Source organism: Rhodoferax sp. UBA5149, assembly GCF_002413825.1.
Taxonomy (GTDB): Bacteria; Pseudomonadota; Gammaproteobacteria; order Burkholderiales; family Burkholderiaceae_C; genus Rhodoferax.
The window spans coordinates 3457-7448 of the sequence record NZ_DHXT01000124.1; the positions used below are offsets into that span (position 1 = coordinate 3457).

Here is a 3992-nt window from a genome sequence, read left to right on the forward strand (position 1 = left end):
TACACGGCGGAGCCGGAAATGGTGCATCGGGACAATTTGGTCCTGACCCGGTGAATCCGCACGCCCGGCATTGACGCTACGGCTCCCGCTTCGGGTATTTCAACGCATTGACGATCTCCGCCACTGAACTGGCCGCGGCTGAGCGTCCTTCACAGACCCCTTGTCTTGCCAGCGCCATCGCATGCCTGGACGGCAGGTTGTCGCCCAGGCCCTGCCATTGCGGGTCTTTCACGGAAGACCATTGCCCATTGGCGGCGTAGCGGGCGTAAGTCTTGACGTCTCCGGTGGCGCATCGAATCCCTTCATACATCGCAGTGACCGAGCCTGTCGCGTTAACGGCCACTACCACATAGCGGACGATGCCGTCACGGGTGATGGTCATGGTTGCCGGATCGACGCCGAACTTCAGGGAGACGTAGGGGGGCATCTCGATCGGAATCAGCCGGCTCCGGTTGAAGGCGGGCGGCGGCGGCGCCTCGGTTTCTTTCCAATCGGGGTCGGTGACTATCTGGGCCGACGCGTTGAGCGCCACCAGCGTCAGGCCGAGCCAGAAAAGCTTGTCAAGTTTCATTCGAATTCTCTGGCGAATCAGGGCAAAAACCGGTTTGTGGATCGGGCTCGAACGTGGCGCCGGGCGGCAACTCGAAATTGACGCCCGGCATGGCGTCTTGCGCCGGGTCTTGCTCATGCGGTCGCATGCCTTGTCGCAAGAACCGGTTTCTATGTTCGCTGCGCGGCAAATAGCGGGCCAGCTCGGTCAGGGCCATTTCGTAGACGCCACGCTTGAACTCCACGACGGCGTCCAGCGGCACCCAGTAGTCGTTCCAGCGCCAGGCATCGAACTCCGGGTGGTCGGTGGCGCGCAGGTTCAAATCCCAGTCGTGACCTACCAGTTGGAGTAAGAACCAGATTTGTTTCTGGCCTTTGTAATGGCCGCGTGCATCGCGGCGGATATATCGGTCCGGCACCTCGTAGCGCAACCAATCTCGAGTGCGGGCCACAATGCGAATATGCTCACGACAGAGCCCCACCTCCTCGTGCAGTTCGCGAATCATGGCCTGCTCCGGGTTTTCTCCCCGGTCAATGCCACCCTGCGGAAACTGCCACGAGTGTGTACGAATTCGCTTGCCCCAGAACACCTGATTTTTCTGGTTGAGCAGGACGATGCCGACGTTGGGCCGAAAGCCGTCCCGGTCAAGCATAATCAAACCCCAATTTTTAAACTTCGTCCATTATGCACAGCAAGCGCTGCGCATCAAGGGGCGCAGCCCTCAGTGATAGCCAGAGCCCCGCCATGAAAGCCTCCCAATTCTTCATTTCAACCCTCAAAGAAGCGCCGGCAGACGCTGAGGTGGTCAGTCATAAACTGATGATGCGCGCCGGCATGATCAAGAAACTCGGCGCTGGTATCTACAGCCTGATGCCGATGGGCCTGCGCGTGGTGCGCAAGGTGGAAGCGATCGTGCGCGAAGAGATGAACCGCGCCGGTGCCGTGGAACTGAGCATGCCGGTGGTGCAGCCGGCCGAACTCTGGCAGGAGACCGGCCGGTTCGAGAAGATGGGCCCCGAGATGCTGCGCATCCAGGACCGCCATGGGCGTGATTTTGTGATTCAACCGACCAGCGAAGAAGTGGTGACGGACATCGCGCGCCAGGAAATCAAAAGTTACAAGCAGCTGCCGAAAAACTTCTACCAGATTCAGACCAAATTCCGGGATGAGCGCCGTCCGCGTTTCGGCCTGATGCGCGGGCGTGAATTCATCATGAAAGACGCCTACAGCTTTGACCGTGACCAGGCGTCAGCCAAGGCCAGTTACCAGGTGATGGCACAGGCTTACCGCAAGATTTTCGACCGGTTTGGGCTCACCTACCGCGCAGTCGCCGCCGACAGCGGCGCCATTGGCGGCGATTTGAGCGAAGAATTCCAGGTGATCGCGGCCACCGGCGAAGACGCCATCGTGTATTGCCCCAACAGCGACTACGCGGCGAACATGGAGAAAGCCGAGGCGCTGGCCCCTGCCGGACCCCGACCGGCGCCGCGGCAGACGATGACGAAAACCGCCACACCGGGCAAAAGCACCTGTGCCGACGTCGCCGATTTGTTGACTGTGCCCTTGCAACATACCGTCAAGTCGCTGGTGCTGGCGACCGACAGCGCCAACGCGGCGGGCGAGATCATCAAAACCCAAATCTGGCTGCTGCTGCTGCGTGGCGACCATGACATGAACGAAGTCAAGGTCGGCAAGCTGCCGGGACTTGGCGGGTTCCGCTTTGCCACCGTGACTGAAATTGAAGATCACTTTGGTTGCCAGCCCGGCTACCTGGGGCCGGTTTCAAAGTCGTTGGTTGGCTTGCTCGACAGGGGGCAGCCTTACGACAACACGGTCAGTACACCCATTTATCTGCCCGGAGTGAAGATTATTGTTGACCGCGAGGTGGCCGTCATGAGCGACTGGATTTGCGGTGCCAACGAACCCGATTTCCATATCACCGGCGTCAACTGGGGCCGTGACCTCCCCGAGCCCGATCAGGTGGCGGATATCCGCAACATCGTGGCCGGTGACGCTTCGCCCGATGGCCAAGGCGAGTTGGCGATCGAGCGCGGCATCGAGATTGGTCACGTGTTCTACCTCGGCACCAAGTACTCCAAAGACATGAACGCCACCTTCCTGGACGTCAATGGCAAGCCGCAGTTCATGGAAATGGGTTGCTATGGCATCGGCATCACGCGTTTGCCAGCCGCAGCCATCGAGCAAAACCATGACGAGCGCGGCATCATCTGGCCGGACGCGCTGGCACCGTTTACCGTGGTGCTGTGCCCGATCACCCCGGACCGTTTTCCCGATGTCAAAGCGGCCGCCGACAAGCTGTATGGCGAGCTGCTGGCGGCCGGTGTGGACGTGATCCTGGATGACCGCGGTGAGCGCCCGGGAGCGATGTTTGCCGACTGGGAGCTGATTGGCGTGCCGCACCGCGTGACCATCGGCGACCGTGGTCTGAAGGCGGGGGAAGTTGAATACCAGCATCGCCGCGATGCGGCTGCCACGGCGGTCGCCGTGACTGACATTCTCAGCCTGATCCAGTCAAAACTGAAGGCGTGACCTTGCCTGGGGTGGCTGACATGGTGTCGAGGAGAACAGCGCTCGCGTCCTTGCTGGTAGGGCTTGGATGGCTAGCAATCCATGAGCAGGCGGCCGCCGGTGGTCAGCAGGAAGAGCCGCTGATCGACTCGGTGCGCACCGCTTTGAGTTCGGCCATTTTGAACCACGCTCCGCCGGTTCCAGAGTTCGCTGATACCGAGTCCCGCCTCGTCTACCTGCGCTGGCTGGGCCGTATGAGTGACCGTCTACGCAGACAAAAGCCGGAATGGCGCGTGCGCCAGGAATTTCTTCAGACCCTCTGGTACGAGAGCCGGCGGGCCGGCCTGGACACCGCCCTGGTACTGGGGCTGATCCAGGTGGAAAGCAATTTCCGCAAATTTGCGGTGTCGAGCGTGGGCGCACGCGGCTACATGCAGGTCATGCCGTTCTGGACCCGTGTGCTGGGCGACGGCGACGCGGCCAAGCTGTTTCACATGCAGACCAATCTGCGCTTTGGCTGCGTGATCTTGCGCCACTACCTGGACCGCGAAAAAGGCGACTTGTTTCTGGCGCTGGGCCGCTACAACGGCTCGCGCGGCAAGGCGCCTTATCCCAACGCCGTGCTGGGCGCCAAAAGGCTGTGGGAATTCACCCCGGCCTGAGTCCAGGGCCTTCGCCGTGCGTGAAGGGGCTCACTGCAAAAATCCAATCTGACCTTTCTTGAGGCTCACCTTGGGCAGGTCAGCCACCTCAATTTCATCGCGTCGGCTCAGCTGGGCGTTACCAAACCCGGTCATCAGGGCGCGGCGCATTTCCCGCGGCGCCAGTTCGCACAGCTGATCAAGCACATCATCCCGCGGGTCCGGCGCAAAACGTTCGCCCCAGCCATGTTCGCAGCGGATGGTCTGGTACA

4 protein-coding genes and 1 pseudogene are annotated in these 3992 nt (G+C 61.0%); 2 read left to right on the plus strand and 3 right to left on the minus strand.

Going from position 1 to position 3992, the window contains the following annotated elements:
• Positions 1-76 precede the first annotated feature (76 nt).
• Complete coding sequence (locus B3V69_RS11005) at positions 77-571, minus strand: CNP1-like family protein (RefSeq protein ID WP_296446497.1); 495 nt, start codon at positions 569-571, stop codon at positions 77-79.
• The gene (locus B3V69_RS11010) at positions 561-1202 is read right to left on the minus strand and encodes an RNA pyrophosphohydrolase (protein WP_296446502.1); all 642 of its coding nucleotides are present in this window, start codon (positions 1200-1202) and stop codon (positions 561-563) included. The genes B3V69_RS11005 and B3V69_RS11010 overlap by 11 nt, the downstream gene beginning before the upstream one ends.
• Positions 1203-1294: 92 nt before the next feature.
• On the opposite strand from B3V69_RS11010, the gene B3V69_RS11015 reads away from it, so the two are divergent.
• On the plus strand, positions 1295-3100 hold the full coding sequence (locus B3V69_RS11015; protein ID WP_296446498.1) for a proline--tRNA ligase: 1806 nt from the start codon (positions 1295-1297) through the stop codon (positions 3098-3100).
• A 20-nt stretch (positions 3101-3120) separates the two neighbouring features.
• Positions 3121-3741, plus strand: a complete 621-nt coding sequence (locus B3V69_RS11020; RefSeq protein ID WP_296446504.1) for a lytic transglycosylase domain-containing protein — start codon at positions 3121-3123, stop codon at positions 3739-3741.
• A 30-nt stretch (positions 3742-3771) separates the two neighbouring features.
• On the opposite strand, the pseudogene B3V69_RS11025 reads toward B3V69_RS11020, so the two are convergent.
• Positions 3772-3992: pseudogene (locus B3V69_RS11025) on the minus strand (AAA family ATPase); the annotation flags it as partial.